Raw genomic sequence first — 26,143 nt, forward strand, 5'->3', positions numbered from 1 at the left:
TTATGTTAGATCCAAAATGTATGTTCGTTTTCGGGTGCCCAACGAACAGCTAATCGCTGCTGGGGTGCAAACATAGCGTGTCCCGGGTAGCGAATTTTTATTAACTTTTGGTCTTCTCCCATTGCACTAACATCGGCAAGCACGATTGTATCGGCACCGTGGTAGTCACAACTAACAACACTAGCTGGCATACCGTGTTCAGAAATTTCAATATGCTCAGGTCGGATGCCCCGGCAGTCCTCACCAGACCCAATAATATTCATTGGCGGGCTGCCAATGAATTGAGCTGTGAAAATTGTCTTGGGCTTGCTGTATAACGCTTCAGGCACGTCTACTTGTTCAACTTTGCCGTCATTCATTAAAACGATTCTGTCTGCCATGCTCATAGCCTCTACCTGATCGTGTGTAACATAGATAACCGACATACCAAGGCGCTGTTGTAATGCTCTAATTTCGGTACGCATTTCGTTTCGAAGTTTGGCATCAAGGTTTGATAAAGGCTCATCCATTAGGCATAACTTAGCCTGTGCGACTATGGCTCTAGCTAAAGCAACACGCTGGCACTGCCCACCAGACAGCTGACCTGGCTTTTTTTGTAGGTGATCACCAAGGCCTACTAGTTCAACAACTGAGTCTAGACGCTTTTTTTGTTCGTTTTTGGGTACCTTTCGTGCCTGAAGACCAAACAAAATATTTTCTTCAACTTTTAGGTGGGGAAACAGCGCATAGGATTGAAAAACCATAGCGAGTTTGCGATCCCCTGGAGAAAGCTGGGTAATATCCCGCCCATCTAAATGGATGCTGCCTTCGTCTGGAACTTCTAACCCCGCAATCATTTTTAAAGACGTTGACTTACCGCAACCAGAAGGGCCAAGTAAAGCAACGAATTCGCCTTCGTTGACTGTAAAGCTCAGTTGGTCGACAACCTTTAAATCACCATAACTGCGTGATATTCCATCAACTTTTAACATGGCAAAACTTCCGAGGTGGATCCAACTTCAATAATTTCAGAGTCAAACCCCTTGCAAGTCTGCCGATAAGGTTCTGATAAGAAATCCATCACTAAAATGTCAATGTCGTTTAGCGTTCCCGTAACTACTGGTGCATAGCGATTGATCTTACTGTGGTCTGCGACTAGTATTCGCCTCTCGCTGTTTTCCATAATCACTCTAGAAACACTAGACTCTTCCGGAGAGAAGTCCAAAAGCTGGCCCTTTGAGCTTAAGCCTCCCACACCAAATACACCGTACTGAATATTAAACTTACTTAAAAAAGCAGTTGTTTCTGGCCCCATTGTGTCCTGATCACCAGGCCGCACTAAACCACCTGCTAGGTAAGTTTGTATTTTAGAACTGTTACTTAGCGTTAGTGCAACGTTAATATTGTTAGTGACGACCGTTAAACCGGGGTGGTCGAGCAAGGCCAGTGCGACGTGCTGAGGTGTGGTACCAATACCAAGAAAAACAGTACTGTCCTCCGGCAATAGCGTTGCAACCTTACGGGCAATATTTTGCTTTGCTAAGAGGTTCATGACCGTGCGGTTACTAAAGGAGATATTGTGATTATTACCAGGCAAGCTAATACCACCGTGCACCCGTCGCACGTGTCCAAGCTCACTTAGTTCGTTAAGGTCTTTCCTAATAGTTTGAACAGAAACATTAAACAAAGATGTGATTTCTAAACTAGAAAGTACTCCGTTTGTATCATGGAGCTTGTCTATAATGCGCTGCTGTCGAGGAGATAAAGTCATAATACTTGGTGAACTCGATATATAGATTAGTCTAGCTTTTTGTTTCGTTAGAACTACTATACTCTTCGTATTAACATTTTGTATATAAAATAACTATACATTCGAAATATTACAGGAATATTACAGTTTAAAAAAATTGCACCTTTGTGAAAATATTTTTGTAATAGCCTATGTGCCGCCTGTTTTGGTTTGTGTAGTTTGAGAAGGGCTATTAGCAGCTGCAGCAATACAACCTCCCCTCACATTATTGTGTAGAGCCACAAGTAACATGCAGAAAGTTCATCTGTTAAGTTTGAACACGATGTGGCCTACCCAGTGATTCACTACCTTTATCGGCAATGTGGCACAAAGGGGTTAAGCGAATAACAACTTAAAGTGGGACCTAGTGGTTCCAACTTGCAATACACAGGTCGTGATGAATGATCATTAATTGGCTGCCACCCTCAATAGCGCAGGTATCTACAGCAACATAAACCCATCGTAAGCCAGCTTGCACCCAGTAACAAACAGAAAGAAGTTAAAAATTTGGTAGAATTTTTGCGGTGATACTCGCAGATGTAAGTAATAGCCTAAGCTCACACCAATTGGGGCTAAGGGCAGCAGAATAAGGGAGGTTAATAAGTTTTCACTTTCTAATTGCCCCAGCCAAAAATAGGGTACTAATTTTACATAGTTGACCACCCCAAAGAAAACAGCACATGTGCCCATGAATACTGTTGGGTGTAACTTTTGGGGTATCAGATAAAAGTTTATTGGCGGGCCCCCTGCGTGAATGCCAAAACTGGTAAACCCAGCGATAGTAGACCAAAACACACCTTTGATCCGGTTAGGTTTTTGTTTGACCGACACGTTAGATTTTAACCAAAAATTTAGCGCAAATGCTAAAGCCAAAAAACCGATGATCAGCCTCACGTGGGCATCGTTTAAATAGCTGAAGGTTAAGGTTCCTAGTAGCACTCCAGCAAAAGCTGCGGGCAACATAATAGCCAAATTATGTAAGTCCCACTTGCCCCAAAATTTGCGAATAGCAAACCAATCCATTACGCACAAGATAGGCAGCAAAATACCAGCGGCCTTTGCAGGGCTCACAGCCATGGCCATTAATGGCACAGCAACAACACCAATTGCATTGCCAAAGCCGCCCTTTGCTAAGCCAAAAATAAGCACCGCAGGCACTGCAAAAAAATAAAAGAGTGGGTCATTAATCATTAACTTGTATGCGTCCCAGAGGTACATCAGATTAAATTACTGCTTAGGTTACAAGCACTATAGGAGCTATTCACGAAAAACTCAGAAGCAAATCAACGAGTGGGGGCTTCGCGCCACATCAAATTAAAACTAAGTTGCCTATTAACTATATTGGTGCACTTACTGTCACATTAAATAACAATGCTTCACAATTTTTGGTGCAGTTTAGGCAAATGTTTCTATTTAGCAGTAAAGCCTCCATCTAAAAATAGCGTTTGCCCAGTAACGTAGTCGCTAGCCGAGGAGCAAAAGAACAATATTGGGCCATACAGATCATGCTCTTCGCCATTACGGCCAATGCAGGTTTGCTGCGCATTCCGATTAGATCTTACTGGGTCTGCAAAAACAGACTCAGTGAGTTCAGTAGGGAAAAACCCTGGGGCCAAAGCGTTTACATTAACACCTTGGGCCGACCATGCTTCTGCCATGGCTCTAGTCAATTGCTCAACTCCACCTTTAGACGCGCCATAGGCAAGGCCACTAGGAAAGGCTCTGCGAGATTGCAAAGAGGCAAAGTTAATAACACGCCCCCAGCCTTTGCGGTGCATTGCTGGAACCAAACCTTGGGCCAAGAAAAATGGTGCCATTAAATTGATGTTCATCGTAATGTCCCAGCCAGCTGCTGTGACATCACTTGCTGCTTCACGAGTATTAATACCTGCTGCGTTAATTAATATGTCTGGCGACCCAAAATGACTTTCAATTTGAGAGATGATTTTTGGCATCAAAGACCTGTCAGACAAATCAGTTGCAACAAAAGCAGTATCACCTTGGGTTGACTCAGCCCAGGCACTTAATTCTAGCTCTCTTCTGGCCACACCTACTACCTTTGCTCCATTTTCAGAGAGAAAGGTAGCTATGGAACGACCAATGCCACCACTGGCGCCAGTAACACATATCACTTTACCGGCAACATTAAACATTGTAGGTTCCACATCAACTCCTATGATTCAATTATTTCCACTCGAATCAAACTTTTCATTTAAGTAGCGCACTTGTTTATGCATGCATCATTACTTTAAAAATTTCACTAATTCATCAGGCGATGAGCAGCCTAATTGGTTCATCACCTGCTCCAACTCACTATAAAGGATGTCAATGCAGTGATTAGCGCCTTGCTTACCAAACGCACCCACACCATACATATACGGCCTACCGGAAAACACCATGTTGGCCCCTAAAGCTAAGTATCTAGCAATATCAACGCCTGATTCAACCCCGCTATCTACAAACACTTCAAGCTTATCACCAACGCTATCTACTATTTCCTGCATCATCTCCACTGGAGAACATGCTACATCTAGTTGCCTTCCCCCGTGATTGGACACAATAATGGCATCAACGTTGATGGCGGCACAGTGTTTTGCATCTGCTACATTAAGAACACCCTTAACGATTAATTTGCCTGGCCATTGCTGCCGTAACTGCTCCAACATAGACAAATTAACAGGCTCTTTTAAAGTGCTGCGAATATAATTAGCCACATCCTCAAGGTTAGATAGCTTACTCATGTAGGGTTGCATGCTGGCAAATTGAGGCATGCCATTCAACCCAGTTGCCATTGCCCAGGAGGGCCTAGACACAGTTTGGTAGATGCTCTTGAGAGTGATTTTAGGAGGGACTGATAAACCATTCTTAATATCGTTTGGCCTTCTTCCAGCAACAGGGACATCAATTGTGACAACTAAATTATTACACCCTACTTGCTGTGCCCTTTGCATAAGATCAAGTCTGATTTCCTGATCTTTAGGTGGGTAAAGTTGAAACCAAAGGTTATTGCCTGCACACGCAGCTGCATCCTCTATAGAGGTGCTTGCTAGGGTACTTAGTATATAAGGAATATTGGCTTTCTTTGCCGCAGCAGCATGATACTCAGCAGCTTTGGGCCAAATTAGTCCGCTTAACCCCAGTGGGGCAATGCCAAATGGCGCATCATATTCAGCCCCTAAAGCCGTTGTTTTTAAACTAGCAGCTTGAGTTCTAGAAAGATAAGAAGGTTGTAAGAAAACATGATCTAAAGCGTCTCTGTTATGCGCAATAGCTCTATCATTATTACAACCTCCAACTAGGTACTCATAGGCAAACTTAGGAATGCGATTTTTCGTACGCAACTTAAGATCTGCAATGCTGGCAGCCTTGCTGTTTAATTTGCTAACCATAAAACCTTCAGCATGGCGTTCATGCTTCTACTGCCTGCATGAACCGGTGACGAATAACCACAGGATCTAAGGTAATGACGGGCACTGGTATGTTGCCAGAAATACATTTACAAATAATAATCGTCATTTTTTTGCTAGCGATGGCTTTTTCAACAACGCTTACTGCTTCATCAGCCTGACATTCAATAACATTCTCACAACCACATGCACTGGCCACCGCAGCCAAGGAGGTCTTTTTACCAGCATACGTCGGTTGATCGCCGGTTGATCCATAACTTCCATTATCTATAATGAGTAGAATAAAGTTATCTCGTACATTATTCGCAATAGTGGGCAGCGTGCCTAGGTTAGTCAAAACAGATCCGTCACCATCAATGGCAACCACTGTTTTGTCCTGCGCCAAAGCTAAACCAAGCCCAATGGATGAGGACAGGCCCATCGTACCTAACATATAAAAATTGCTAGGCTGGTCTCCAAACAAATGCATCTCCTGGCTTGGTAGGCCGATGTTACAAACGACTAATTGGCCGGAAAGAACTGGCACCAAGTTTTTAATAATCTCAGAACGTATCATATTACTCTCCCTTCCAAAATGAGGCGTCAGTCAAAATGGCAACAGGCTTGTTGCACATAAAAGTATATTTCAATATCTCATCCAATTCATGCACGTCATCAGGGTTATGGAAGTGATATGTTGGAATCCCCAGCTGGGCCAGCAAAGCTTTAGTGTGCACAGCCATTTCAACCTGACAAGCCACGGGCTCACCTAGTTCGCCACGAAAGCTAATCAACATAGGTAAGGGCAAGCGATAAAACTGAGTTAATGTCACCAGGGTATTAATAGTTACACCAATGGCTGTGTTTTGCATAATAATAGCGGACCTTTTACCACCCATGAACGCACCTGCACATATGCCCATGCCTTCGTCTTCTTTGTTGGCTGGGATATGCGTCATGCTGTCGCGTGTTTCTAGCTCAGCTATTACACCACTCAGCTGTTTACAGGGCACCGTGGTAATTAATTCAATTTTGTTCTTTTCAAATGCATCTATAACGATTTTGTCTAACAACATGCTCACCTCCAAAGTTTTTTTCAGGTGAGAATGATCAGGTATAGTAAAAGTTAATTCAATCTATATTTATTTGACTATTAGTAAATTTTTTATTTACCATGTATTCTAAAAGCAACTTACCCTATTAAAATCGGTTTATTATGTCCATCAAACAATTAAGGTCACTTTTAGCTTTTCAAGAGAATGGCAGCTTTTCTGCTGCTGCCGATGAGCTATGCATCACCAAAGCTGCTGTAGGCCAACAAATGAAATTGTTAGAGGAGTCACTGAAAACGCCATTATTTGATCGAAATGGTTATAGGCCTAGCCTTAACGCAGTGGGTATATCCTTTGTAAAAGAAGCTCAAAAAGTACTAGATAACTATGACAAATTATTTAATAGTCTTGGTGAAGACGACGATTTTTCTGGCACTATTACCGTAGGGTCAGTGCCCTCTGCTATATTAGCACTGGTGCCGTTATCGGTTAAAAGTATGATGAAGGAAGTTACCAATACAAAAATCCGTATTGTTCCGGGCATGTCTACAGACTTATATGACCATGTGCGCAACGGTTCCATAGACGTAGTAATATTAAGCCAACCACAAAGAATAGAGCCAGGCCTTCAATGGGAGGTTCTTGTAAAAGAGCCCCTTGTACTTTTGACCTCTAGTAGCTTTAAAGGAACCGATCCGATCAAAATTTTACAAAGCCAACCTTATATTAGATTGGCACAGCGAACCTCTGTTGGCTTATTGGCAGATCAGTGGCTAACAAAAAATAAAATAGTAGTTAAGGAGACTATGATTATGGACTCTATGGAAACATTAGGCTGCATGGTGGCGCATGGTCTTGGTGTGTCGGTAGCTCCTAACCTGTGTAAACCTGACCCTATTTTTTCTAACCTGAGAAAAATTGCTCTTTCAAACAGTAGTGATGCACGCATTTTAGGCATGCTAACGAGAAAAGATAACCCTAAGTATAAGGTGATCATGAAGTTGAAGCAGCACCTCAATAGCACCATTAAGGCAGCGCCAGCTTTGCCTTAATAAGGATTTTTATTAAATTATATAGGGGTTCTATATAAGCAACCCAGCATTACCCGAATAAAACCGCCATCTACCCATGCTTACCTAGCCAAGTAATGTAAAGCTATGTAAGTAACGTAAATCTATGCAATGAGCATTGTTGGCCTAAGTAATCACTGATAGGTTATCTAGGAAGTTGTCATTGACTTCCTTTTGGCCACGGGACCCTAGCGGGTCTCGTTGGTCTATTTTTTAGTTAAATTCAAGACACTTAACATTTTAGTTCGCCAAAAATATCCCAACAATATTCGTGGTTGGCGCTATAATCAATTACCCTCAAGTATTTGCAGCCTTAGCAAAGAAATCAGGAGCACCAAAGCTCATGGTGAACTCTAGCCTTCTTTTGTTGATTGCCCGAGCAACTGCGCCAAAAAAATATTTCAGTGCGTGTGAGTATTGCTTGGTACAAAAGGCATTGAAGCCGCCTGCACTGCCATTGAGGCATTACACATTTTAATGTTGGGTGGGGTAAGTGATGAAATTCTCTGCAAATCTTGGCTTTCTCTGGAATGAACTTGAGCTGCCAGATGCTATACGTGCAGCAAAAGCTGCTGGGTTTGACGCAGTTGAGTGCCACTGGCCCTATGACGTGGCGGCGGCAGACGTGACTAAGGCGCTACAAGAAACTGACCTTAAAATGCTAGGTTTAAATACGCGCAGAGGTGATGTAGCAAAGGGCGATAATGGCCTTTCTGCCATACCAGCGCGTGCCAAAGAAGCTCAGGCTGCTATAGATGAGGCTATTAATTATGCTGTCGAAATAAAGGCACAGTCCATTCATGTTATGGCTGGTTTTTCTAGTGGGCCTGAGGCTCATAAGACATTTATACATAATCTCAATTACGCTTGCGCTGCAGCGCTACCTCATGGCATCTGCATATTGATTGAGCCACTAAATCATTATGATGCACCGGGGTATTTCTTAACCACAACCAATCAAGCTTCCCATATTATTAAAGAAGTCAACGCCGACAATATTGCACTGATGTTTGATTGTTACCATGTGCAATTAACGGAAGGTGACCTCAGTCACCGGCTAGCCGACCTAATGCCTATTATTGGCCACATTCAGTTTGCTTCGGTGCCTGATCGAGGGCCCCCTGATCATGGAGAAGTGAACTTTAAGCATGTTTTCCGTATTATCACTCAGTTGGGCTATAAAGCGCCATTAGGCGCTGAATATAAGCCTGTTGGTCCAACGCAAGACACCCTTGGCTGGATGTCTAAACACGCCTGATATAGGTTTTAATTCAGTAATGACCTGGCTTATTTTGCATTCACAACTTAACCGAGGCTCAGTGATATTGTTAGTAACTTGTTTAGGGCTTCTTAAACCTGAAACATCTTAGCCGCATAGATGTTTTATAAACTCATTACAGAGATTAAACGCAAAGACTCCATCGCTTCAATAACGCAACCCATATAGTATATTTTGATATGTGCCAAAATATTGCCAGGCCCATATTGATTTAAAAAGTCGAATGACCATAGGATCAAGGACTTTGACTCCATAAAATCTTAGGTTCCTTTCAACGTTGAACGATGAACCAATACATTAATCCGATAGTTGCACTAGCTTAGCGCCTTAGCCTAACTAGCCCAGAAGCAAGCCCAACGGCAGAGGCAACGCCGTCAATCACCGGGACATTGTGGGTTAGCGATAACTGACTGGCCAGATCTGCCATGCCCGCACAACCAAGCACTAAAGCACCCGGTTGCTCTTCACTTAAGGAACATGCCATTTCATTAGAGATTTTATCTCTGGCACTGCTGCCATCAATTTCCAAGTCCAACACTTCAACTTCACTAGCCCTTACCTTAAGACAGGCAGACTCTAGCCCATAATTCCTAAGATTCTCTTCAATCACGGGAACAGATATGGCCAGTGTGGTGACCACAGAAAACTTAGCCCCCAGCAGCATTGCTACATGAAAAGCTGCCTCCCCTATACCAATAGTGGGCACACCACTCAGTTTACGCGCCGCTGCAAGGCCCGTATCATCAAAACAAGCCAAAATGATAGCGTCAAAACCATCATCACGCCCTTTAACAACCTCTTCCAACATCCCAGGCAATGCCGCAAGGCCATCTTCTGGTCCTTGGATAGAGGCTGGGCCAGTTTTAGGGTTACGGGCTACAATATCAACATCAGGGGCCGCCACTTGTCGAGCAGCTTCACCAATTTTATAGGTCATAGATGATGTTGTATTTGGATTAATTAATAATATTCTAATATTTTTTTTGTTCACGAAACTTCTCCACCCAAATAGAGAGCTTTAATACGATCATCTTCTAGTAAGTCCTTAGACAAACCACTAAGCGCTACAGCTCCTGTAGCCATGGCATAGGCACGGTGGGATATTCGCAAAGCCATACGTGAGTTTTGTTCTACCAGCAGCACCGACACTTTTTCATCACGGTTTATGTCAACAATCGATTGAGCAATGTTCTGCACTAATTTAGGTGCAATCCCTAATGATGGCTCATCCAGTAACAGTAGCCGAGGTTTTGCCATCAGTGCACGACCAATAACCAACATTTGCTGCTCACCGCCACTAAGCGTGCCTGCACTTTGAGCGTACCTTTCTTTGAGTCGTGGAAAACGGCCCAGCACCATTTCAAGTGTCTGGGCAATACCAACCTTATCTTTACGACTGAATGCGCCCATCATTAAATTGTCTTTAATTGACATAAAGGGAAATACCCTGCGACCCTCAGGTACCATGGCAATGCCCATCTCTACGATCTTATCTGGCTTTATGCCGTCAATGCGCTGACCTAAATACTCAATAGAACCTTCCCTAAGCCCTTGCAGGCCTGTTATAGCTCGCAATATTGAGGACTTACCAGCACCATTGGCTCCAATTAAGGCCACAGTTTCTCCCTCATCTATGTTAATTGATACGCCTTTAAGTGCGTAAACGTGGTCATAGTAGAGTTCAACATTTTTAAATTTTAATAATGCAGTCATTGTTAAAGCCCAATCGCGTCGTCTTCGCTGCCTAAGTAGGCTTCGATGACTTGTTCATTTTGCTGTATCTGTTGTGGCGTTCCCTCAGCAATTTTTTCACCGAAATTGAGCACCACAATACGGTCTGAAATCTTCATCACAGCGGGCATGTCGTGTTCTACCAACAATACAGTCACACCTCGGTCACGCACACCACTAACGAGTTCTACGGTACGCATGGTTTCATCATGATTCATGCCAGCAAAAGGTTCATCTAATAGCAGTATTTTAGGATCCGTGGCTAAGCCAATGGCAATACCAAGTGCGCGCAAATGCCCTTGGGGTAAATTACTAGCCAGTTCGCCTGAAATTTCACCTAGATTAAGAAACTCGAGTATTTCATCGGCTGAGCGCCGAAACTCGGCTTCATCTGCATGGGCTCTGCGTGAGCCTACATAAAAACCGAAGAGGTTGGTTTTTGATCGCAAATGATGGGCAATGACTACATTTTCACGCACGGTCATACTTTTAAAGATGGTGGTTTCTTGAAAGGTGCGAACCACGCCTTTGCGAGCCACAATATGCGGCGCTAGGTTAGAAATACGTTCACCTTTAAACAACACTTCTCCAGACGTGGTGGGTAAAAATGATGCAATCATCTTAAAAAGTGTCGACTTCCCGGCCCCGTTTGGGCCAATCACAGAGAGTATTTCTTTTTCTTGCACAGTGAATGAAATGTCTTTATTCGCTGTCAACCCACCAAATTTTTTGGTGACACTTTTGACCTCCAGTAAGGCACTCATTTTTTCTCCTTGTTCCATTTGAACAAACGAATGCTTAACAGGCCATTAGGTACCGTTAGCATAAGAAGAATCAAAATAGACGAATAAATGAGCAGTTGAAACTTGCCCGTTTGAAACAGTAAGTCCCAGCCAAAGTAAATCACTACGGTGCCAAGCATGGGACCAAAGACATATCCCAGCCCACCAACAAATACATTAAGCATAAAGTTAATGGAGTCAGTTACCTGAAAGCTGGTGGGATAAATAGACTGTGAAATGGCTACAAAAATAGACCCACCAACACCCCCAAGAAATGATGAGATTGCATAAGCGGTAATACGTAAGGTGGTAATGTTAACGCCAATGGATGAGGCCAATTCTTCGTTTTGCTGCAGCGACCTGCACAAGTGTCCCATGCGAGAATTAACCAAGCGATACATGCCCGCAAAGCAGATAACCATGAGCGTTACCGCTAGGTAATAGAATGCCAGCTTCACATTTTCTAAAGTGGAAAAATCTGGAATAATGGTCATCCCAAAAACAGACAATTCACCTGGTAACGGGATGGATACAATACCCTTCGCACCGTTGGTTATGGGTAATGCCAATGCCGTCAACTTGGCAACCTCAGTCAGTACAAGGGTAATCATGGCAAAGTAGACACCCTTTAAGCGTAATATTGGCAGGCCAATAAGCACACTCAAAACCGCACAAAATAAGCCTGCCAAGGGTATGGTTAGCCAAAAAGAAACCTCATATTGGGTCACCAATACTGCAGACAGGTAACCACCAGCAAGGGCGTATGCACCTTGCCCAATATTAATGCGGCCAATATAAAATGTTAGCCAGACACCTGCACTAGCAATAGAAAGCAAGGCAACTGAAGTGAAGGTGTAATAAAAGTCCCACCGACCTGACACTTCAATAAGCCAAGGTACAAGCACAAAAATACTAATGAAGAAAATCACAACTGCCAAAAATCTTGATGTTAGTAACATTGCTCTAACCCCATGGTTTGCCCATCAAACCTTGCGGCCGGATAGACAGAAAAATCATCAAAGAGACAAAAATTACCAGATACGTCAGGTCACCATAAGCAACTAATACGGTCAGGCCAATGGACTCAAGCATACCCAAAATAAAGCCCCCCGCGATCGCTCCTGAAATCACGCCTGCCCCACCGATCATCACCATCATAAATGCCTTAATTGAAACCGGCCCACCGATGCCGGAGTTGACACCAACAATAGACACTAGCAATCCACCCGCAACACCAGCCAACATAGCACCTAGAGCAAAACCAATCATTGAATAGCGGTCAACATTAACCCCCATTAACTGTGCCGCAATTCTGTCCTGAGCTAAGGCCCGCATCGCCCGACCAGGCTTTGAGTACTGCATAAAAAGTATAAATGCAACAATAGCTGAGCCCGCTAGAGCAGCAATCAATATTCTGTCATAGGGCATGATGACGACAAAATCTAAGTTCATCACACCATCCAATATTTTGGGGACCCCACGCTGCTTTTCGCCAAACAGTAATAGGATAATGGCGTCTAAAAAGAATGCAATCGCAGCAGCCAACAACATCGTACTTTCTTCTCGTACCGATTTTCGTATGACAGGTCTAAATAGAAATTTTTCAATCACCGCGCCAACCAAACCTAAGGTGACTCCCGACGCAACAATCGCTACAAAGAATGGCAAGCCTAATTTGCCATAAATAATATAGGTGATAAAACCGCCCACAACATATAACTGCCCGTGGGCAAAATTGAGTACATTCATGAGAGCGAAGATTAGGGTTAACCCTAGAGCAATTAACGCGTATTGCATCCCAAGATACAGCCCATTAACAAGAACCTGTTCCATAACAATATTTTCGCTAGACACCCAGGGCAAAGCCCTGGGATAGGATATTAATTCAATGCATCGAAGTTAATCGACTTCGGCAATGAATAAGGTTTCAAACTTGCCTTCGTTGAAAACGTTAACAACCAGAGGTATTGATAGCTGACGGCGTTGGCCAAAAGAAGACATGCCAACGTACCTAAGCACTTGATCACCCTTGAGGTATTGATTAGGTGCACTGAAGGTATCCATGGTTTTCTTAAACTCATCAACATTGTTGATTGCAGCTGGATTGGCTTTGAGTGTCTCTACAATATATTCAAGAGCATAAACCTTGGTATTAGACTCATCATTATACTCACCGAACATTTCTGTGTAACGAGCAATGAAGGCCTCCATGTTTTTGGTGCGAATGGTCGGTGTTGAAGCACCGCCTACAGAAATAAAGCCATTAGCAAGACTGCCAGCGCCTTCTTGTAACACTTGTGCATCCTGACCTGTCTCTGTTGAGATCAAACCCTGAAAGCCCAGTTCTCGTGCCGAGCGAATTATTTGCGGCGCATTGGCTGGGGCAACTCCCGACAACACCAAAAGATCAGGCTGAAGCTTCACTATAGGGATAATAACGGGCGAAAAGTCCGTTGTATCGACCTGATAAGTGACAGTTTTTGAAATTACTTCTAACCCAAGTGCTTCGGCAGCAGCAACACCACTTTCTCGCTGAGTAAGAGGGTCAGATTCGTTAGCAGCAATAAATGCCACTGTATTAACGCCGTTATTATCTTTTAAGAATTTGTATATTGCAGGCCCAGACTGATAGTTCGCCACCATACCCAGTACCGCGTTAGAGGCCGGCTTTTGATAAAGTGATTTTGGGAATGCATAAGGAAAATAGATAATGCCATTTTGTTCAGCCACAGGGCGAACAGCTGCTGCACCATCATCAACATTGGGGCCCACTACATAATGGATATTTTCTTGTGCCATTTTTTCCATGCCCGCAATGGCCCTTTTAGGGTCTTTTTGGTCATCAAATGAAACAATCTCAAGGTCATAAGTGACACTACCTATTTTGACACCGCCGTTATCATTAATGATAGCAGCACCTGCTTCCATGGAGCGTTGGTTAGAAATACCCCATGAGGCTGCAGGGCCGCTGGTCACGCCAACAAAACCAATTTTAAGCACCGTGTTAGCCGCCAAGGTAATAGGCGAATGGATACCTGTCAAAGCCAAGGCTGCTGTCATCAGCGAGGCCTTTAAGAACGTTATTCTTTTCATCATATGCTCCCAGTATTTTCAAAAATTCTTAAGCGCCTAGTACGCTAAAGTAAGTTAAATGCAAATGCCAACATGCACCAACTTTAATGCACCTTACAATTGTTAACAATTTTTGTCAAATTGTTAGTAATCTTTGCTGACAATAGTTACGAATGCGTATTTGAAGCAATTGCACCTGTTTTCTCCAAGCCAAAAGTCTTTGATAATAAAAGTACTGACTCTAAAAATGGTGACAGTGAAGATTAGGGTTAATCCCAGATCAATTAACGCGTATTGCATCCCAAGATACCGCCCATTCACAAGAACCTGTTCCAGAGCAATATTTTCGCTAGACACCCAGGGCAAAGCCCTGGGATAGGATATTAATTCAATGCATCGAAGTTAATCGACTTCGGCAATGAATAAGGTTTCAAACTTGCCTTCGTTGAAAACGTTAACAACCAGAGGTATTGATAGCTGACGGCGTTGGCCAAAAGAAGACATGCCAACGTACCTAAGCACTTGATCACCCTTGAGGTATTGATTAGGTGCACTGAAGGTATCCATGGTTTTCTTAAACTCATCAACATTGTTGATTGCAGCTGGATTGGCTTTGAGTGTCTCTACAATATATTCAAGAGCATAAACCTTGGTATTAGACTCATCATTATACTCACCGAACATTTCTGTGTAACGAGCAATGAAGGCCTCCATGTTTTTGGTGCGAATGGTCGGTGTTGAAGCACCGCCTACAGAAATAAAGCCATTAGCAAGACTGCCAGCGCCTTCTTGTAACACTTGTGCATCCTGACCTGTCTCTGTTGAGATCAAACCCTGAAAGCCCAGTTCTCGTGCCGAGCGAATTATTTGCGGCGCATTGGCTGGGGCAACTCCCGACAACACCAAAAGATCAGGCTGAAGCTTCACTATAGGGATAATAACGGGCGAAAAGTCCGTTGTATCGACCTGATAAGTGACAGTTTTTGAAATTACTTCTAACCCAAGTGCTTCGGCAGCAGCAACACCACTTTCTCGCTGAGTAAGAGGGTCAGATTCGTTAGCAGCAATAAATGCCACTGTATTAACGCCGTTATTATCTTTTAAGAATTTGTATATTGCAGGCCCAGACTGATAGTTCGCCACCATACCCAGTACCGCGTTAGAGGCCGGCTTTTGATAAAGTGATTTTGGGAATGCATAAGGAAAATAGATAATGCCATTTTGTTCAGCCACAGGGCGAACAGCTGCTGCACCATCATCAACATTGGGGCCCACTACATAATGGATATTTTCTTGTGCCATTTTTTCCATGCCCGCAATGGCCCTTTTAGGGTCTTTTTGGTCATCAAATGAAACAATCTCAAGGTCATAAGTGACACTACCTATTTTGACACCGCCGTTATCATTAATGATAGCAGCACCTGCTTCCATGGAGCGTTGGTTAGAAATACCCCATGAGGCTGCAGGGCCGCTGGTCACGCCAACAAAACCAATTTTAAGCACCTCATTGGCTGACAAAGTCATAGGTGAGTATGCACTTGTCAAAACAATGGCCGCTGTCACAAGCGACGCCTTCAAGGCGGCGCATTTCGAAAAGCTATTTATAAGCATTAAAAAATTCCTTATTTCTGATTAAATTAGTATTAGGTCGCACTATTAGCACTTATTTTCTGTGCCTGATTCAATATTTGCAAACTTTGTGCCAATATTTAACAGCATATTTATTTATTTTTATCATATATTTCAATAACTTAAATTTTATTAAATTTGTTATCCATTAAAAATAGATTTAGTGCACTATATTGAACACAGATTATTAGACAATGCACCAAATTGTTCATGATCTTTGATAACAATAATTATGAACATGTATTTATGACAGTATAGACGCCTGTGATGTACAATAATCGTAACTAAGGCGAAGGTAAGGCCTTTAATGATCAAAGTATTTTCATGCAAATATGGGAGGTTAAATTGACTCAACCGGCTGCTATGGGCGGCGATGCCTATACCTCAAATCCTGAAGAGCAAATCGTGGTGGACCGTATTTATACGGCTATTATGGAACAACGTATCGCGCCAAAAACCAAACTCAGCGAAGCAAAGCTATGTGAAGTTTTTGGTGTTGGGCGTATGCGAGTGAGGCGTGCACTGTTATTGTTGGCCAGCCAAGGTATTGTTGACCTAGAATCTAATAGAGGCGCCTTTATCGCCTGTCCCAGCCCTAAAGAAGCCAACGATGTGTTTACATCACGCATGCTCATAGAGCCACAACTCGTTCATGGCTTGTGCATTGCAGCCCAAAGCCCTGATCTGAGTCACCTTGAAGAGCACATTAAGCTAGAGCACGCAGCCCATGCTGACTCAGATCGCTCTCACATTATTCGGCTTTCTGGTGAGTTTCATGTCAAGCTAGCAAGTATTAGTGGAAATTCAGTGCTCATTAGAATTATTCGTGAATTAGTCACAAGGACTTCACTGATCGTCGGCCTGTTTGGCGATAGTGGACATTCCAGTTGTCCAGATGGTGAGCATGCAAGCATCCTAGCGGCGATCAAAAAGGGCGAGCCAAGTGAGGCTGAAAGACTGGTATTTGAACACCTACAACATATTCACTCCGGCTTAGACCTTTCTAGGTCCAAACCCCAAAGACCTGATCTAGCTAAAGTGTTTGGCATGGCGTAGCCCTGCATATGGCCTTCATAAGGCTTAGCAGACTAACCTGCCATAAAAATTCCAAGCCACTAGGTAAAAATATTTTTTAATTGCGCGCTAATTCCATTTGCCTTACTCCCCATTTACCTCAAGAAAACCTAATCACAATTTACTCGTACCTAACATTATGTCCAAAAAAACGCTTTATTTTGAAGCCAGTTGCCTAGGGGATGGAAGCGATTATGCCTTTCTCAAGTTCACACATCAGCACTGACGACTAACTTGAAAGTGGGCTGGCAGCAATGACGCACCAAACCAGTAACATGAAAAACTCTCGATCAATGTAAGGAATGGCTTTTATTGGGTTAAATGAAAGCGGTATATCATTCCACTAGGTGAATCAAAGTGGACACCTCCCACAAGATACGTAAAGTTTATATTTTTTGTTCAGCAGGTTTCGCTGCTATTCCAGCGCTCTTGGCTCGTAATGAAAAGCAAATGCAATTGCGGTCATAGTGCTGTACTTTGCAGATTTTATAGCGACGATCCACAGGCAAGAATAATCCTGACATTATACAATGTGTCTTTTAAAGTAGGTGTGAATAAAAGGTGACTACTCCTAATGGCAACTTGGCTGGCAGTAATTTAGACATGGCTAGTGCTGTGCGCAATACTGAACAGCAAGTAGGTTTGAAGCTGGAAGAGGCATTACGAATGGCCTCACTTTACTCTGCACAGTTTTTACAGCTCGACAATAAAATCGGACGAATCGCCAAAGGTTTTCAGGCCGATCTGTTTTTAATTGATGACGATATGATGGTGCAGCAGACGTGGATAAAAGGAGAGGCTTAAACTGTTTGAAAACATACTTTATACTTTAACGTTACTTTTCTATAAGGCAAAAACACCCATTATTAACACAGGAAGATATCTGAAAGTCTTGAGACTTGCCATTAATACATTACGTTGGGGCATGAGGAGACTGGACGTATCACCATTGCTGGTAACTGCACAGAGTCATTCAGGGTGCTTAAGAAAAAGAATAGATGGAACCAGATTTAATTATTAGCTCATTAATAGGTCCTGAATAATTGCTAAGTATTTAATTTTAATGGCGCGCCAGGAGCGAGTCGACTTACTTAATATATTTTTAATTAAAATATTCCTTAATAGGCACGTATAACAATAATATCATAGGAATTAATCACTCCAATTACGGCTTGTATTTTAATGCGTTGTGGCAAAGTATGTGGCAAAGTATAATTGATTTGGTCATTAAGTAGAAATAAATCAACAGCCGTCCCAAAAGCGCCTAAGGTGCGATAAAAAATGAGAAAACTCTCAGCCCATCTAAAGCTCACATTATCAGCTCGTGGACTTTAATCTTATAACTAGCTTTGTTATTATGCACGCCGATTTCATATGTCCTCTGCCTTGCTTAATCTAATGTGATGGTTACTTAGTGGTGTATGCATGCTTATTCATAATCCACAAAACAATAATATAAGAGCACTTCATGCATTTTAATAATACCTCATTTGGAATCTTGCCCTACGTAAAGCAAGTAGTGTGGTTAACTTTAGTTACCGCTACAGTGGCCTTGGCAGTGGTTTGTGTCCGGCTGTTTTCTCTGGTTCATTTCAGTGCTGATATTAATATCGTAAATGCCGATTTTTGGCGGGTATTGTGGCAGGGGTTGCGGTTTGATGTGGCCACGTCTATTCGTTTGTTTCTTCCGGTTTACCTGGTGTCTTTGCTTGCCGTGTTGCTGCCCGCGTTTATGGGACGGTGCGCGCTGTGGTTGGGACTGTTTTGGGGCGGCGTTGTAGCAGTATGCGTGGTGGTATTGTCTGTTGCCAATGTGGGATACATTGCCTTTTTCGGCACCCCGTTTAACGCCTCTGCCATTGAGAACTTAAAATACGACAACAATGCCATTGCAGAATCTGTTTGGGGCTCGGGTAGCTTTTTAGGTTATGGTTTGGCCAGTCTTATAGCATCAATTATTGTAGCTGTAGTTTGTTATAAAATGGCAAAATGGCTAATGGTACAATGGGTGGGTGTTAAGCTAGGAGTTATGGTCTCAACGGGGTTTGTGTTGATTTCGCTAATCCTGGTATTATCTTTGGGCAGAGGTAGCTTTAGTAATTTCCCATTGTCCCATAAACATCTGATTGTTTCAGCCTCGCCTACGTATAATAATGCAGTACCTAATGGTGTCCTGGCGGTTTATTATGCCGTTTTAGAGTATTTAGATTCTCGCAATTTAGCGCCCGCGAACGATGCCGAAGGGCGCATGTTGTATCAGGCTTTTTATGGGCACGAGGCTAGAGAAGGAGCTTTGTGGCCTCAGCTTTTTGTGTCTACGCCTAAACTTGAGCTACTGGCTGAAAAGCCCCCGCATGTGGTCTTACATTTGGTAGAGAGCCTTGGCAATGAACCTCTAACTTCAGAGTTTGGGGGTCAAGTGGACTTGTTGGGCGGGCTAAAAGGGCACTTGCAACAGGATTATTGGTTTCAACACTTTTTACCCGCTGGCAATGACACTCAAAGTTCGCTGGTTGCCATGCTGGGCAACATTAACTTGCCTACAATTACTCAATCTAAGTACAAGCAGGTGTCTTTGGACACTGCAGCCGCGAAAGTTTTTCAGCGTAAGGGATATAAAACTGTGTTTATTTACACAGGCTATGAAGGCATACGTAACCGCTCAAACTTTTTGTTAAATCAAGGTTTTGATGAAGTTGTTGGTGCTCATCAATTATTACAGCAATACCCACAGATGCCCACCAATGTATGGGGTGGCGAAGACGCTTATATGTACGATTATGCAGCTAACCTAATGCTTCAACATGGTACAGATAAGCAGCCTTTGTTTGTTGTGACTTTAACCACCACAAACCACCCCCCATATAAAGTACCTACTTCGTTCATTGGCAACGAACCCGTAGTTGATTCGGAGTTAAAGAGCAAGATTGGCAGCTTGCCAGACCATTCCTTAGCTACGTTTAAATACACCAACGTCAATTTAGGGCAGTTTATTAGCCGCATTAAAGCCAGTGATATTGCGGAAAGCACCATTATTGCAGCTACAGGTGACCACGCCGTAAGAGGGCTGACTGGCTTTAAAGGTGGTGTATTACGCAATATAGCCGTACCTTTTTACCTTTATATACCAAGTTCTTACAAACCGAACACGCCTGTAGATCTTGAACAGGTGGCATCACATAAAGATATCATGCCTACTTTATATCAGTTGTCTTTGTCTGAAGCAATTTACCCTAATATGGGTCGCAACATCCTCGCACCTATTAAACTAGGGTCTCCACACAATTTTGCTGCAAGTGACCGTTACATTGTCACCAATAAGGGCGCAAGATTAAAAACAAAGCCAGATGTTTTTAATCCCCTGTTAATCGGACATGGGCTTACGTTAGGGCCACCAGTTCCAGAGGCTGATTTTGCGTCTGCGCAAGTTTATGACAACTTGGTGGACTGGATGACGCGCAAACAATTAGTGGGAGAAGGCTTGGTTGACATTGGCGGTGAAGACCCCCAGTAGTTCCCGTGGCTTTTGTATTTGCACCTTGTGTTAATTAGTATACATAGGGTCTTAATTCATTGCTTTGCTGGCTGCGAGATTACCGACGTAACTGCAGCCATAGGACTGAATGTAGCTGACCTATTTTATAAGAAGTTAGCGGATAGTGATCTAACCGAGGGAAAGCGTAGGCGATACGAAAAAGTTCTCAAAGATGAACTCTTTCAAGTTGCCGTAATCAACTCAGCAGAAAAAAATGAGCGGCCACTGACGACCACTGAACGTGAAAGGCGGGTACTTGGGCAGCAACGCATAAGCAAGATTGAGGGTGTCTTAAATGAATAATCTAGCTTCAAAAATCAATACGACCTTGGCCGAAGTGGACGCATTACCAATTAAGCCACCAAAGGTACAACTTCAATATGGCTCAACCGGTTACGACAAAGAAAAGTCTTTTGTAATCAAGGGGCTTATACCTGAGTGTTCATTTGCCAGTATTTATGGGCCAAGCGGGAGCTTTAAGAGCTTTCTAGCACTAGATTGGGCCTGCCATATTGCTACTGGCAAAGATTGGGATGGGCATAAGGTCAAGCAAGGGGCTGTGCTTTATGTTGCTGGTGAGGGTGGCTTTGGTGTAACACAGCGTATTAGGGCTTGGGAGCTGCATCATCAGGTTGCCAATCTTGATAATTTAGCTCGTTTACCTGTGCCCATATTTCCTGCCGACAGTGACCAAATAAAGACAGTTCTTGAGTATTGCCAAGAGATCAAAGCCAATACAGGCCATGCAGTTAAGTTAGTCATTCTTGATACGCTTGCTCGATGTTATGGGGGAAATGATGAAAACTCATCAAGAGATATGGGCGCATTCATTCAGGGCTGCGACACCATTAAGCAGCTTACTGGGGCCACTGTATTGGTTGTGCACCACTCAGGCAAAAACGTTGATAGCGGAGGGCGTGGTTCAAGCTCACTACCTGTAGCCCTCGATGTTGAGTATCGAGTAAGCCGTGATGGTGAGGGCGAACAAGCGCTAGTGCTGACATGTTCCAAGATGAAAGATGCTGAGCAGCCAGACACTAAGGCCTATGACTTAATCAGCGGCCACATTCGCACAGATTCCGATGGTGACGATATTAATTCCTTATGCTTAACCTCCGTAGGAAGGCAGCCCAAAGATAACGAAGACGCACTACCCAAGGCCAGTCGCATGAGCGGCAACCATCAAACGCTTTGGCAGGCTGTGCGAAGTCGGACACAAGCTGGAGACCCTACGACAAGAGCCATCATAATTGACGACCTAAAAGCGCAAGGATTGGTTGTGAAGCACTTTAGCCTTTGGCTTGCTAAGTTAGTGAATGGCGGCCAGCTTCGCGAAGAAAGCGGCATGATAGTGATGAATAAATAAAGTAGGGAGCAAAATGGGGAATAAGTGGGGAGCAGCCTCTAAAGCAGGGAGTACCCCCTCCATCCCCCACTTCCCGTGTATATATAGATAATGTGGGGAGCAAGGGGCATTTTAGGCCTCAAACCCACGTAGCCATTGATCTATAGCACTACCCACTTCGTGTTTAAAAAAGCTAAAGTAGGGAGCGTCTAAAGCGGGGTGCTAAGTGGGGAGTGGTCAGGTTGGGTTATATCTAAAGTAGATGACAAGTAGATAGGCCTACGATGCCGTGTTTGCCATTTAAAGTAGACGTGAATAAATGCCTACAGTAGGGAAAAGTAGGAACTAAAGTAGTGTGAAGTAGTTACCCAACTAATGGTTCTACTTTACAAATAAGATTGTTTTTTGTTCATTTTAAAGCTCTGTTTATTAATGAGAATGGGGCCAGGAACACTGACGGCAATACCTTTTTGTGGATCTAAATCCATCGCGCAAGAGAGGATGACCTGGTTAAGTCTTAACAAACTGATGCTCAATCGCATATTTAGTCAACCCAGCCGGGGTATAAATCGCTAACTTACTTTTAATATTTTGCCGATGTGCCTCAACAGTTCTGACCGATAACTCTAAGAAATGAGCGATTTCTTTATTAGCCAGCCCTTCTGCTATCATGGTTAATACTGTTATTTCACGCTTGGTGAGTATGCTTTTGTTTTTCACTGCCGCAACCTGAGAATTACAGAATAGTTGTTCTGATGCCCCAGAACTAATGAAAGTGCTACCACTGTTAACAGTCCGAATAGCACTGACCAGTTCTTTCGACGGTGCATCTTTTAGCACATAACCAGAGGCCCCTGTGCGCATTAAGCGCAAAATATATTCTGGGTTGTTGTGCATGCTTAATATAAGTACCCGAACATCTGGGTGATCCTGAGCAAGTCGCTCCACCGCCTCAATGCCATCCATCACCGGCATCGAAATGTCCATCAGCACTACCGCAGGCTGAGTGGCCTTAACCACAGCTAGGGCATCCAAACCATTGCCCGCCTGAGCTACAATCTCAATATCATCTTCTTCACTTAGTCGGGCACAAATACCCTCCAAGACTAATGCATGGTCATCAACCAACACAATACGGATAATATCTACCATGAGTAATCCTCTAAGATAAAGACGACTCGAATGGAGGTTCCTTCATCTCCTTTCGAGCGGATTTTAAAGTGCCCACCTATTAACTCTACCCGTTCCTGCATATTTTTTAACCCTATACCTAATGGGCTCGCTTGTATGCTCTTGAGTGAAAATCCAACTCCATTGTCAGAGAGGGTAAAGGTTAACTTTTGCTCCTCCATTGAAATCACGAGCTGAATACGAGAGGCCTTTGAATGTCGCTCAATATTGGTTAGCGCTTCCTGAACAAGCCGGTATAACGTAATTTCAATATCTTCTGGCAGTTGCCCTGCTTCAAAGTCGAATTCAACTAACGCATTAATACCAGTGCGCTGTTTAAATTCATCTAACAAGCTTAATACGGCATGCTCTAAGCCTAGATCAAGTAAACTTGGTCGCAGGTCGTGGGAAATACGACGAATTTCCTGGATGCTGCTATCGAGCACAACGGTGCAACCCTCAAGGTCACTGGTGGCTAATGTTTCACTGCGCTTAACTTTGGCCGTAGCTGACTCCAAACGGTATTTAACTGAAACAAGAAGTTGATTGATGCCATCATGCAAGTCACGGGCAAATCGCCGTCGCTCGTTAACCTGAAACCGCACAAACTTAAGCGCAAGTTGCTGCAAACGCTTATCCGCAACTCGCGTTTCGTGCAGATTGATGCCTAAACCAAGGAGCGTGATAACAACAATGGCAATTAAAACGATGAGTAACAGCTTAACAAACGTTTGATGAACGTTAATTTTAACCTGCTTACGAATTTTGGTCACTTCCAATTCGATGTCGTCCAGGTATAACCCTGTGCCCATCATCCATTTCCAGCGGTCGATGACCACGACGTAACTCATTTTTTCCTGAATACTATCTTCAGAGGGTTTGTTCCAAAGATAGCGATGATAACCACCGCCAGATTGAGCCATCTCTAGAAGGCTGCGGATGACGTAGTTGCCATTAGGGTCTTTCAAGTCGTAGAGGTTTTGTCCAACCAATATCGGAGTGATCGGATGGACTAAGTTCTTACCAGTTTGATCATACACAAAAAAATAACCGTCACTATCATAAATCAAACCATTTAAAATACGTTTCACTTCCGTCTTAGCCATGGCATCAGACAACGCTGCGTCTGCCAATACTGGGTTGATAGAGGTTAGTGCTAACTCAACATAATTTTTTAATTCATTACGTTTTGAGGCCAGAAAATTAGTTTCAAACGTCTTAATCTCTTGCTCAGAAAGAGACTGTACTTGATGTCTACTAAGGAACGAAATTAAAAGCGCGACTATTAACATTGGCAAGATAGCCAATAGTAATATTTTGATCTTTAATTTCATTCCTCAGTGTCCTTTTTTACAGTAAACCATACCAGCTTGGGAAAAACAAAATACTCATTACCACCGCAACCTGAATGACGATAAAAGGCACTACCCCTCGATAAATATCCGTCGTGGCGACAGAAGCTGGCGCAACTCCTTTAAGGTAAAACAAACTAAAGCCAAACGGCGGTGTTAAAAATGAGCTTTGTAAGTTCATCGCCACCAAAATGGCAAACCAAACCGGCGCAATACCCAACGAATCTGCCACTGGTGCTAATATAGGAATGATAATAAAGCTAATTTCTACAAAATCTATAAAGAAACCTAACACGAGCACCACAACCATGGACATTATCAAAAAGCCCATTTTACCACCGGGTAACCCGTGCAAAAGCTGTTCGACAATAGCGTCGCCGCCAGTGTAGCTAAATGCCATCGAAAAGGCTGTCGCACCCAGCAAGATAGCAAACACCATAGCCGTTATTTTAATAGTTTCCTGCGCCGAATAGTAGACTACACTCCAATTGAGATTACCATATAACAATGCCAGAACTAAGGCTCCCACACCACCCAGTGCAGACGACTCAGTAGGGGTTGCTACCCCAGAAAAAATTGATCCTAGAACAATAAGAATCAACATTAGTGGCGGCACTATGGCCTTGAGTGCCTCAAAGATATAAGCTACTTGCCCCACACCATTGTCTTCACGAGGCATTGGTGGGGCGTCTATCGGATTACGCCACGTTCGATATAAAACATAAGCGATGTACAAACCCACTAAGACTAAACTAGGCCCAACCGCTGCTTTAAACAAGTCACCTACCGGGATCCCGAGCACGTCACCTAATATAATTAACACAATAGAGGGTGGAATGATTTGTCCCAATGTGCCCGACGCACAAATAACCCCACAGGCCAGTGACTTGTCGTACTGGTATTTAAGCATAACGGGCAATGAAATAAGCCCCATTGCAACCACGGATGCTCCCACTACCCCAGTTGACGCAGCCAGCAGGGAGCCCACTAAAATAGTGGAAACTGCTAAGCCACCAGGAACAGACCCAAATAATCGACCCATTGCTTCTAATAACTGCTCAGCTAGGCGAGTCTTCTGCAATACAATGCCCATAAAGATAAATAACGGCACTGCCATCAGTACCGTATTTTGCATAATGCTCTCTATACGGTAGGGCATAAAGGCGAACGTATGTGTGGCTTCCTTTAGCAACTCAGCCACCGAAGCTCCCTCTGCCACCATTTCTGAGAGGATAGGGTATTGGGCAATCAGGACAAAAATCAACGCAACACCGCCAAAGGTGAACGCCACAGGATAACCAAAAACGAGCGCAGCAAGTGCTGCAAAAAACATAATAACTCCGATATATTCCATCATGAGTTATCACCTTTTTCGAGCACCCTTTTTGCACCCAAGATCAGTGCGATGCCAGACAGTGACATGGCTAAAGAAGAGACCGAAATCATGGCTTTTATAATCCAACGATATGGCAGGCCACCAGGGTCACCAGAGGTTTCAGAAAGCTCAAAGGCTTGATAGCTGAAGGCGATACCAAACCATGCAACGAGTAGTGAAAAGGGTAGTAATAAAAAAAGTGTGCCAAATAAATTGACCCATGCCTTACCTCGTGCACCAAAATTCTCATACATAAAGTCAACCCGAACATGGCCTTCACTTCGGATAGTGTAAGGGATTGCTATCAGGAACATGGCGGCGAATAAATGCCATTCCATTTCCTGCATACCGATAGAGACTTGATTAAACAAATATCGGGCTAAAACGTCATAAAAAACGTTAAACAACATTAATATAAATAGGAGGGAGGCTAATATTCCACAACAATCAGAAAATTTATTAATCCAAAGCTCAAGACGCGATAACATCATCATTTCCTTATTAAATGCAGGAACCCTAAAGC

24 protein-coding genes are annotated in these 26,143 nt (G+C 43.3%); 6 read left to right on the forward strand and 18 right to left on the reverse strand.

Annotated elements, in window-relative coordinates:
• Nucleotides 1–5: 5 nt before the first annotated feature.
• From ABXT60_RS13515 to comD, 7 genes are all read right to left on the reverse strand, one after another.
• A complete protein-coding gene (locus ABXT60_RS13515) occupies nt 6–971 on the reverse strand; it encodes an ABC transporter ATP-binding protein (protein ID WP_443630618.1) in 966 nt (321 codons plus the stop codon).
• A complete protein-coding gene (locus ABXT60_RS13520; RefSeq protein WP_443630619.1) occupies nt 965–1,750 on the reverse strand; it encodes a DeoR/GlpR family DNA-binding transcription regulator in 786 nt (261 codons plus the stop codon). The genes ABXT60_RS13515 and ABXT60_RS13520 overlap by 7 nt, the downstream gene beginning before the upstream one ends.
• Before the next feature lie 459 nt (nt 1,751–2,209).
• On the reverse strand, nt 2,210–2,959 hold the full coding sequence (locus tag ABXT60_RS13525; RefSeq protein ID WP_443630620.1) for a sulfite exporter TauE/SafE family protein: 750 nt from the start codon (nt 2,957–2,959) through the stop codon (nt 2,210–2,212).
• 218 nt (nt 2,960–3,177) lie between these two features.
• The gene (locus ABXT60_RS13530) at nt 3,178–3,933 is read right to left on the reverse strand and encodes an SDR family NAD(P)-dependent oxidoreductase (RefSeq protein ID WP_443630621.1); all 756 of its coding nucleotides are present in this window, start codon (nt 3,931–3,933) and stop codon (nt 3,178–3,180) included.
• Nucleotides 3,934–4,011: 78 nt separating this feature from the next.
• Nucleotides 4,012–5,157 carry an alpha-hydroxy acid oxidase gene (locus ABXT60_RS13535; RefSeq protein WP_443630622.1) on the reverse strand — a complete coding sequence of 382 codons (1,146 nt, stop codon included), beginning with the start codon at nt 5,155–5,157 and terminating at the stop codon, nt 4,012–4,014.
• A gap of 19 nt (nt 5,158–5,176) precedes the next feature.
• The gene (gene comE / locus ABXT60_RS13540) at nt 5,177–5,731 is read right to left on the reverse strand and encodes a sulfopyruvate decarboxylase subunit beta (protein ID WP_046486114.1); all 555 of its coding nucleotides are present in this window, start codon (nt 5,729–5,731) and stop codon (nt 5,177–5,179) included.
• Nucleotide 5,732: 1 nt separating this feature from the next.
• Nucleotides 5,733–6,230: a sulfopyruvate decarboxylase subunit alpha gene (comD, locus tag ABXT60_RS13545; protein ID WP_443630623.1), complete on the reverse strand. Its 498-nt coding sequence runs from the start codon at nt 6,228–6,230 to the stop codon at nt 5,733–5,735.
• Nucleotides 6,231–6,370: 140 nt separating this feature from the next.
• Between comD and ABXT60_RS13550 the strand changes: the two genes are divergently transcribed.
• Nucleotides 6,371–7,258 (forward strand): LysR family transcriptional regulator, encoded by an 888-nt coding sequence (locus ABXT60_RS13550; RefSeq protein ID WP_443630624.1) that lies wholly within the window; start codon nt 6,371–6,373, stop codon nt 7,256–7,258.
• Nucleotides 7,259–7,772: 514 nt separating this feature from the next.
• Nucleotides 7,773–8,534 (forward strand): hydroxypyruvate isomerase family protein, encoded by a 762-nt coding sequence (locus tag ABXT60_RS13555; protein ID WP_443630625.1) that lies wholly within the window; start codon nt 7,773–7,775, stop codon nt 8,532–8,534.
• A gap of 340 nt (nt 8,535–8,874) precedes the next feature.
• Here the strand turns inward: ABXT60_RS13555 and ABXT60_RS13560 are convergent, their stop codons facing one another.
• From ABXT60_RS13560 to ABXT60_RS13590, 7 genes are all read right to left on the reverse strand, one after another.
• Nucleotides 8,875–9,546 carry an aspartate/glutamate racemase family protein gene (locus tag ABXT60_RS13560; RefSeq protein WP_443630626.1) on the reverse strand — a complete coding sequence of 224 codons (672 nt, stop codon included), beginning with the start codon at nt 9,544–9,546 and terminating at the stop codon, nt 8,875–8,877.
• A complete protein-coding gene (locus tag ABXT60_RS13565) occupies nt 9,543–10,268 on the reverse strand; it encodes an ABC transporter ATP-binding protein (RefSeq protein ID WP_443630627.1) in 726 nt (241 codons plus the stop codon). Before ABXT60_RS13565 ends, ABXT60_RS13560 begins: the two co-directional genes overlap by 4 nt.
• Before the next feature lie 2 nt (nt 10,269–10,270).
• Nucleotides 10,271–11,050, reverse strand: coding sequence for an ABC transporter ATP-binding protein (locus tag ABXT60_RS13570; RefSeq protein WP_443630628.1), 780 nt, complete (start codon nt 11,048–11,050; stop codon nt 10,271–10,273).
• Nucleotides 11,047–12,027: a branched-chain amino acid ABC transporter permease gene (locus ABXT60_RS13575; protein WP_443630629.1), complete on the reverse strand. Its 981-nt coding sequence runs from the start codon at nt 12,025–12,027 to the stop codon at nt 11,047–11,049. Before ABXT60_RS13575 ends, ABXT60_RS13570 begins: the two co-directional genes overlap by 4 nt.
• A 4-nt stretch (nt 12,028–12,031) precedes the next feature.
• Entirely contained in the window at nt 12,032–12,922 is an 891-nt protein-coding gene (locus tag ABXT60_RS13580; protein ID WP_443630630.1) for a branched-chain amino acid ABC transporter permease, read from the reverse strand.
• Nucleotides 12,923–12,967: 45 nt separating this feature from the next.
• Nucleotides 12,968–14,161 (reverse strand): ABC transporter substrate-binding protein, encoded by a 1,194-nt coding sequence (locus tag ABXT60_RS13585; protein ID WP_443630631.1) that lies wholly within the window; start codon nt 14,159–14,161, stop codon nt 12,968–12,970.
• A gap of 381 nt (nt 14,162–14,542) precedes the next feature.
• A complete protein-coding gene (locus tag ABXT60_RS13590) occupies nt 14,543–15,703 on the reverse strand; it encodes an ABC transporter substrate-binding protein (RefSeq protein ID WP_443630632.1) in 1,161 nt (386 codons plus the stop codon).
• 411 nt (nt 15,704–16,114) lie between these two features.
• Here ABXT60_RS13590 and ABXT60_RS13595 point away from each other — a divergent pair, with 411 nt between their 5' ends.
• The 4 genes from ABXT60_RS13595 (at nt 16,115) to ABXT60_RS13610 (ending at nt 21,744) form a co-directional block, all read left to right on the forward strand.
• Nucleotides 16,115–16,825 carry a GntR family transcriptional regulator gene (locus tag ABXT60_RS13595; protein WP_443630633.1) on the forward strand — a complete coding sequence of 237 codons (711 nt, stop codon included), beginning with the start codon at nt 16,115–16,117 and terminating at the stop codon, nt 16,823–16,825.
• 579 nt (nt 16,826–17,404) lie between these two features.
• Complete coding sequence (locus tag ABXT60_RS13600) at nt 17,405–17,647, forward strand: amidohydrolase family protein (protein ID WP_443630634.1); 243 nt, start codon at nt 17,405–17,407, stop codon at nt 17,645–17,647.
• Between the two features lie 664 nt (nt 17,648–18,311).
• Nucleotides 18,312–20,357, forward strand: a complete 2,046-nt coding sequence (locus ABXT60_RS13605) for an LTA synthase family protein (RefSeq protein WP_443630635.1) — start codon at nt 18,312–18,314, stop codon at nt 20,355–20,357.
• Between the two features lie 316 nt (nt 20,358–20,673).
• A complete protein-coding gene (locus ABXT60_RS13610; protein WP_443630636.1) occupies nt 20,674–21,744 on the forward strand; it encodes a helicase RepA family protein in 1,071 nt (356 codons plus the stop codon).
• A 489-nt stretch (nt 21,745–22,233) separates the two neighbouring features.
• Here ABXT60_RS13610 and ABXT60_RS13615 read toward each other — a convergent pair whose 3' ends face one another.
• The 4 genes from ABXT60_RS13615 to ABXT60_RS13630 are packed head-to-tail and all read right to left on the reverse strand — an operon-like array spanning nt 22,234 to nt 26,114.
• Nucleotides 22,234–22,875 (reverse strand): response regulator transcription factor, encoded by a 642-nt coding sequence (locus tag ABXT60_RS13615; protein ID WP_443630637.1) that lies wholly within the window; start codon nt 22,873–22,875, stop codon nt 22,234–22,236.
• The gene (locus tag ABXT60_RS13620) at nt 22,869–24,227 is read right to left on the reverse strand and encodes a cache domain-containing protein (protein WP_443630638.1); all 1,359 of its coding nucleotides are present in this window, start codon (nt 24,225–24,227) and stop codon (nt 22,869–22,871) included. Before ABXT60_RS13620 ends, ABXT60_RS13615 begins: the two co-directional genes overlap by 7 nt.
• Before the next feature lie 16 nt (nt 24,228–24,243).
• Entirely contained in the window at nt 24,244–25,602 is a 1,359-nt protein-coding gene (locus ABXT60_RS13625; protein ID WP_443630639.1) for a TRAP transporter large permease, read from the reverse strand.
• Entirely contained in the window at nt 25,599–26,114 is a 516-nt protein-coding gene (locus tag ABXT60_RS13630) for a TRAP transporter small permease subunit (RefSeq protein ID WP_443630640.1), read from the reverse strand. Before ABXT60_RS13630 ends, ABXT60_RS13625 begins: the two co-directional genes overlap by 4 nt.
• Nucleotides 26,115–26,143 lie beyond the last annotated feature (29 nt).

Source organism: Candidatus Njordibacter sp. Uisw_056, assembly GCF_047730085.1.
In the GTDB taxonomy this organism is placed as follows: Bacteria; Pseudomonadota; Gammaproteobacteria; order Pseudomonadales; family Balneatricaceae; genus Njordibacter.